The 6,799-nt window shown below is 66.6% G+C and carries 3 protein-coding genes and 1 pseudogene; 1 reads left to right on the top strand and 3 read right to left on the bottom strand.

Going from position 1 to position 6,799, the window contains the following annotated elements; translation table 11 throughout:
• Nucleotides 1-4,045, bottom strand: a 4,045-nt coding sequence (locus tag ACWC09_RS48260) for a type I polyketide synthase (protein WP_450858180.1), incomplete at its 3' end; no start/stop codon positions are given.
• 219 nt (nt 4,046-4,264) lie between these two features.
• Between ACWC09_RS48260 and ACWC09_RS48255 the strand changes: the two genes are divergently transcribed.
• Nucleotides 4,265-5,077 carry an AfsR/SARP family transcriptional regulator gene (locus ACWC09_RS48255; RefSeq protein ID WP_450858179.1) on the top strand — a complete coding sequence of 271 codons (813 nt, stop codon included), beginning with the start codon at nt 4,265-4,267 and terminating at the stop codon, nt 5,075-5,077.
• 77 nt (nt 5,078-5,154) lie between these two features.
• Here the strand turns inward: ACWC09_RS48255 and ACWC09_RS48250 are convergent.
• Nucleotides 5,155-5,277 (bottom strand): annotated as a pseudogene (locus ACWC09_RS48250) (SDR family oxidoreductase); the annotation flags it as partial.
• A gap of 301 nt (nt 5,278-5,578) precedes the next feature.
• Entirely contained in the window at nt 5,579-6,235 is a 657-nt protein-coding gene (locus ACWC09_RS48245; protein ID WP_450858177.1) for a response regulator, read from the bottom strand.
• Nucleotides 6,236-6,799: the final 564 nt, after the last annotated feature.

Genomic DNA, 6,799 nt, shown 5'->3' with positions numbered 1-6,799 from the left:
ACACACCACGACGCAGCGCCTCCACCATCTTGATCACACCACCGATACCAGCCGCCGCCATCGTGTGACCGACATTCGATTTCAACGAACCCAGCCACAACGGCCGATCCCCGGAATGCTCCCTCCCATACGTAGCCAGCAACGCCTGCGCCTCGATCGGATCACCAAGCCTGGTACCCGTACCATGCGCCTCGACCACATCAACATCCGCACCAGAAAGCCCAGCACTGGCCAACGCCCCACGAATCACCCGCTGCTGCGACGGACCATTCGGCGCAGTCAACCCATTCGAAGCACCATCCTGATTCACCGCCGAACCCCGCAACACCGCCAACACCCGATGCCCACGAGCACGCGCCTCAGACAACCGCTCAAGCACCACCAACCCCACACCCTCACCCCAACCCGTACCATCCGCCGACTCCGCGAACGCCTTACACCGCCCATCAACAGACAACCCACGCTGCCGCGAAAACTCCACCAACACACCAGGCGACGACATCACAGTCACACCACCAGCCACCGCCAGAGAACAATCACCACTCCGAACAGCCTGAGCCGCCTGATGCAACGCGACCAACGACGACGAACACGCCGTATCCACCGTCACCGCAGGCCCCTCCAGGCCAAAGAAATACGCCAACCGACCAGAAAGAACACTCCCACTGGTGCCAGTAAGCACATATCCGTCGACCCCACTGTGCGGAGTGTCGAGCCGCGGGCCGTAGTCGCCCGCCATAGCCCCGATGAATACGCCTGTCCTGCTGCCGCGCAGCGAACCGGGCTCGATCCCGGCGTCCTCCAACGTCTGCCACATGATCTCCAGCAGCAACCGCTGCTGCGGATCCATCGCCAGCGCCTCGCGCGGCGAAACCCCGAAAAACCCGGCGTCGAAACCGGCGACGTCGTCGAGGAAACCGCCATGCCTGACGTACGTCCGCCCAGAGGCCGATGGGTCCGGGTCGAACAGGTTGTCCAGATCCCAGCCGCGATCGCGCGGCAGCCCGGAAACAGCATCCCGCCCCGACCGCACCAGCTCCCACAGATCGTCCGGCGACGATGCGCCACCGGGATATCGGCAACCCATCCCGACGATGGCAATCGGATCGTCGGCGATGCCGTCGCCGGGTGCCTGGATGCTCACCCGGTCACCCGCATCGGAGTGCCCGGTAAGCTCCGCATGCAGGTACGCCGCGAACCGGTCAGGGGTGGGATGGTCGAACACCAGCGATCCGGACAGGGCCAGACCCAGCTCTCCGGAAAGCCCGGCGCACAGCTCGACCGCGGTGAGTGAGGTCAGCCCAAGATCCTTGAACGTCGTCAGCGGCGTCATGTCGGCCGCGTCATACCCCAGGACAGCCGCGAGGTGCGTGCGCACCATATCGAGCAAGCCATCGTGGTCGCGGATGGGTGCCGACTCCGCGGCGGGTGCGGCCTCGCGTGCTTCGCCCATCCAGTGCCGGCGGCGCTGGAAGGCGTAGGTGGGCAGCGCGACCCTGCGGCCGCCGTTCAGCAGCGGCGTCCAGTCCACTGCCGCCCCCGTGGCATGCATGGTGCCGAGCGCCCTGAGAAGCGTGCGGACTTCCGCCTGCCCGGTGCGCATCGTGGACACCGCCGCCGGTGCCTGCTCGGTGAGAGTCTCCCGGGCCATGCCGGCGAGTACGGGGTCGGGGCCAAGCTCGAGGTACCGGGCAACGCCTGAGTTGTGCAGGGTGCGGATGCCGTCGGCGAAGCGGACGGTGCCTCGGATCTGGCGTGCCCAGTAGCCCGGGTCGGTCAGCTCGTCCGTGGTGGCGGGGCGCCCGGTGAGGTTCGAGATGACGGGAATCTGAGGGGCGTGAAAGGTCAGCCCACTGATGGCGTCGGCGAACTCGTCCAGGATCCCGTCAAGATGGTGGGAGTGGAATGCGTGGCTGACGTTCAGCTGCTTGGTCTTCGCCCCCTTGGCACGGAAGGATTTCGCCATCGCGAGCACCGGGTCGGCGTCGCCGGAGATCACCACCGAACCGGGCCCGTTGACGGCGGCGATGCTCACCCCGGACTCGGGCAGCAGCACCCGCACGTCGCCTTCGTCGGCGTTGACGGCCACCATCGCCCCACCGGACGGCGCCGCCTGCATCAACCGGCCGCGTGCCGCGACGAGCGTGCAGGCGTCGGACAGCGACAGCACCCCCGCAATGTGCGCGGCGGTCACCTCACCGATCGAATGGCCGATCAGGTGCTTCGGACGTACTCCGAACGACTCCACCAGCCTGAACAACGCCGTCTCCAGTGCGAACAGCGCCGCCTGCGTGTACTGGGTCTGACCGAGCAGGTCCGCATCGGACCACACGATCTCCCGCAGCCGTCTGCCCAGCAGCGGATCCAGTTCCGCGCACACCGCGTCGAAGGACTCGGCGAACACCGGGAACTCCGCGTACAGCTCCCGACCCATGCCGGTGCGTTGCGCGCCCTGCCCGGTGAACATGAATGCCGTGCCGCCCTCGGAGACCACACCGGAGACGGCATTCGGCGTGGGCTCGTTCGCCGCAAGCGCGGTCAGGCCATCGCTCAGCTCAGCCGCGTCGGCGCCGATCACGACGGCGCGGTGCGTGAGCGCGGCGCGGGTGTTCGCAAGGGAGAATCCGATGTCGAGCGGATCCGGATCGTCTTGTGCGGCGACATGACCGGCCAGCCGCTCAGCCTGGGCGCGCAATGCCTGCACCGTACCGCCGGACAGCAGCCACGGGATCGTGCCCGCCTTCTCAGGGCGGCTCTCCTCGACAGGCGACGGATCCGGAGCCTGCGCGAGCACCAGATGGCAGTTCGTCCCGCCCATCCCGAACGACGACACGCCGGCCACCCGCAGCCCGTCGCCCGGCCACTCGCGCAGCTCGGCAGCGACCTCGATGGCCAGCTCGGTGAGCGGGATGTCGTCCGGCGGAGCGGCGAAGTTCAGACTCGCCGGCACCTGACCACGCTGGACGGACAGCGCCGCCTTGATGAAGCCGGCGATCCCCGCCGCCCCCTCCAAATGCCCCACGTTGGTCTTTGCCGACCCCACCACCAGTGGCCGGTCCCGGTCGCCGAAGACCGCGGCCAGCGCCGCCGACTCCACTCGGTCCCCCACCGGCGTGCCGGTCCCGTGCAGCTCCACGTATCCCACCTCGGTGGAGTCCACTCCCGCGGCCGAGAGGGCCGCCCGGAGCATCTCCTCCTGCCCCGGCCGGCTCGGCGTGGTCAGCTGCTCGCCACCGCCGTCATTGTTCACCGCGCCGCCGCGGATCACGCACACCACATCGTGGCCGTATGCGATGGCGTCCGCCAGCCGCATGAGCACCACCATGCCGGCGCCCTCGCCGCGCACGTAGCCGTTGGCGCGCGCGTCGAATGTGTAGCAGCGGCCGTCCGGTGACAGCGCACCGAACTCGCTCGCGGTCGCCGTCGACTCCGGCGAAAGGATCAGGTTCACCCCACCCGCCAGCGCCCACGCCGACTCCCCGCGCCGCACGCTCTCGTGCGCCTGGTGCACGGCGACCAAAGCCGAGGACTGTGCCGAATCCACGACCACACTGGGGCCGGACAGCCCTAGAAAGAACGAAATTCGGTTCGCGAGGATGCCGCGCTGGAGCGCGGACAGGGTGAAGCTGTCGATCGCTCCGACGCCCTGGTCGCGCACCAGCCCGGCATAGTCGTCTCCCATCGCCCCGAGGAAGACGCCCGCCCGATTGCCGCGCACCGTCGACGGGTCGATTCCCGCATGCTCAAGGGATTCCCACGCCAGTTCCAGCATCAGTCGCTGCCGCGGATCCATCGCTGAGGCTTCGCGTGGCGACACCCCGAAGAACCCCGCGTCGAAGTCCGCGACCCCGTCGATCAGCCCGGCCCGGCCCACCCGCGCGCCGACGTGTGCGGTGCGGTCGGCGGGAACCTCGCCGACGGCCTCCTGGCCGGCCGCAAGCAGATCCCAGTACGCCTCGGGGGAGCTCGCACCCGGAAGGCGGCACGACAGACCGACCACCGCGACGACGTCCTGACCACTCGTTTTCACGAAGTTCTCTGTCATGACAGCGGATTCTCACTCTGCTCTCAGGGGCGGGCTCGGCCGGTGCCGCCGCACGCAAACCTCTCGTCCACGGCAATGCGACGAAGGTTGTAGTCGACGCGACCCGACACGATCACCGGGGTGGGACCTTCGCCCCGAAGCATTGCTTGTCGAACAAAGGGATCGGCAGAGTCTGGATCGAGGCCCGAACCAACGATCATCGTGTGGAGGCATTCACCCGTGTTGCGATTCCAGGTACTCGGCCGCCTGACCGTCACCAACGATCTGGACGACTGCACGCCGACCGCGCCAATGGCGCGGCGTGTGCTGGCGCAGCTGCTCCTCTGCGCAAACAACATCGTCATGCTTGACGCGATCATTGACGAACTGTGGGGCGACAAGCCGCCGAAGAGTGCCGTCCCCACCGCGCAGACGTACATCTACCAGCTGCGGCGTCAGTTCGAGCCGTGGGTGCCGGACAATACGGTGGAGCAGGTGCTCGCCACATGCGGCACCGGCTACATGCTCCGGGTGGACCCGGACCAGCTCGACCTGGGAGCGTTTCTCCGGCTGGCCAAGCAGGGACGCACCGCGCTCGCCGCCGGTGATCCGGCCGCGGCGGCGAGGCTGCTACGGCAGGCGCTCGACCTCTGGTCGGGGCCGGCGCTCGCCGATGTGACGGCCGGCCCGTCGATCCAGGCGCACGTCGTCCATCTCACGGAGCAGCGGGCGCATACCGTCGAACTGCGCATCCAAGCCGACGCGATGCTGGGCCGGCACCGGGAACTCGTCGGGGAGCTGAAGGCCAGGCTGCTGGCCGACCCGCTCAACGAGTGGTATCACGCGCAGCTGATCAAAGCGCTGGCATCCAGCGGTAGACGGAACGAATCGCTGGTCGCGTACCAGCACCTGCGCAAGACGCTGTCGAGCGAACTCGGGCTCGAACCGTCGGAGATGCTGCAGGAACTGCACCGGGAGGTCCTGGCCGGACGCGGCTCCTGGTCGGACTGGGGGGTGTCGGAGAAGCCCCGCGCAGAGCAGTTCACTCGATAGTTCCCCGCTCCGCGGGGAGCCCACGGTGACGGATCGAGGATCACTGAGACGCGATCCTCGATCGCACCGATGCCGTACTACCTGTTGTGGAGTAGCCGACCGCCGTGGACGACGAGGGTGTGCCCGGTGATGCAGGACGCTTCATCCGAGACCGGGAAGGCCACGGCCGCACCGGCATCAGCGGGTCTACCAAGTCGCTTCTGCGGGTCGGAGCCGACCCCTTCTCGCCGAGCCGACCGCGGTCAGGTGCACCCGCCGGATGTCGCTGGACCTTCGTGACGGCCAGGCCGTCCAGGTCGAGCGGCACGTCGTCTTGTTGTCCAAGCCCGGGTGTCCAGGTGATCAAGCTGCGTGGAGAACAGTCATGATCACCCGCGACAACCGGCTTCCTGCATCCAGGGGCAGACCCGACTCGCCCAATTCGGGCGGCCCGTGACGACGGGGTTATTGCCAGCCACGAATGCGCTACGAGCATGCCTCGAAAGCACTCGCGCAACATTCTTATCCGACGCGGGCGATGAGACCGACGGAGATTGCCTTGTTGACCGCTTCGAGCCGGGAACGCGCCCCCAGCTTTGTGAAGATGGTCCCCAGATGGCGCTTCACCGTGCCCTCGGCGATAGCCAGCCGCCGCGAGATCTGCCGATTGCTCATGGCCTTGCTCACCAGGGTCAGAATCTCCAGCTCCCGTTTGGTGAGCATCTCCTGGTAGTTCGAATCCGAGGCAATGTGGGTCAGCGCCTCGGCGGATACGTGCAGCACGATACGGATGTCGTCGGCGCACACCGCGCGGATACTGGACACCAGGTCGGTTCGACTTACCGACTTGTTCAGATAGCCGCGAATACCGCTGTCCAACAATTGGCGGACCAGCACCGGATCGTCACGCGTGCTGACCATCAGGATCCTGGCGTTCGGCGATATCGAGCTGATGGCATGAACAGTCTCGGTGACCGACTCGCCAGGAATATTCGCGTCAAGTAATACGACGTCGGGTTTTTCGGACTTGCAATGCATGATGCCGGATGCGCCGCTGGCGGCGTCGCCGACCACAATCATGTCCGGTTCCGCGTCGAGCGCCTCGCATACCACCTCACGCAGCAGCGTATGATCGTCTATCAGCACTATCCGTAGCCGGCCTTCGCGGTCAGGCTGCATGGCCTGCCCCCGATTGGGGCGACGATTTCCACGACGGCGCCGAAATGCTGAGGAAGCTGCGTACGAATGATGGCCGATCAAGCAGCCGAGTCTGCTCCACATTTGATACGGGTCTATTGACATGAGTCACCGCAAAAGCGCTGGATTTTATCCGTCTTTCGCCGCGACAGACCCGGATGGAGATGCTCGCCTGCACCTTTACGGTATTAGCGACCGCAAAACTCGCATTTCGGATTCCCGCTGGCATCCGCGCCGCACCAACTGCCATTGACTCCCCCATATGTTCGCCGGCATGCGGCATACGGTAGTCCGCTACAGCACCACCTGACAAGGTTAGTGAAAGGATTCACAGATAAGGCCACAGCGCAACACCCGGGGAGAACAGCTGGATTCCGCCCCGGGGTACGCGATGGCCTTACCTCCGTCTTACCTCCGTCTTACCTACGGCGACCGCTCGAGCCAGTACGTGCGGCGGACAGAGTCCAGACGCTCACGGCGGAGGCCGCGTCGCTGCCGCCGCCGTGATCTCGGCAATGTCGCCGTCCCGGTCGACCCGTCGTCCTC

This window comes from Streptomyces sp. NPDC001617 (genome assembly GCF_053596855.1).
The sequence above is the reverse complement of the archived record's forward strand: the minus strand, read 5'-3'. Positions and strand labels throughout refer to the sequence as shown.

Bases quoted from the DNA above. Each gene is read 5' to 3' on its own strand.
- ACWC09_RS48245 (WP_450858177.1), bottom strand. From the start codon at position 6,235: ATGCAGCCTGACCGCGAAGGCCGGCTACGGATAGTGCTGATAGACGAT.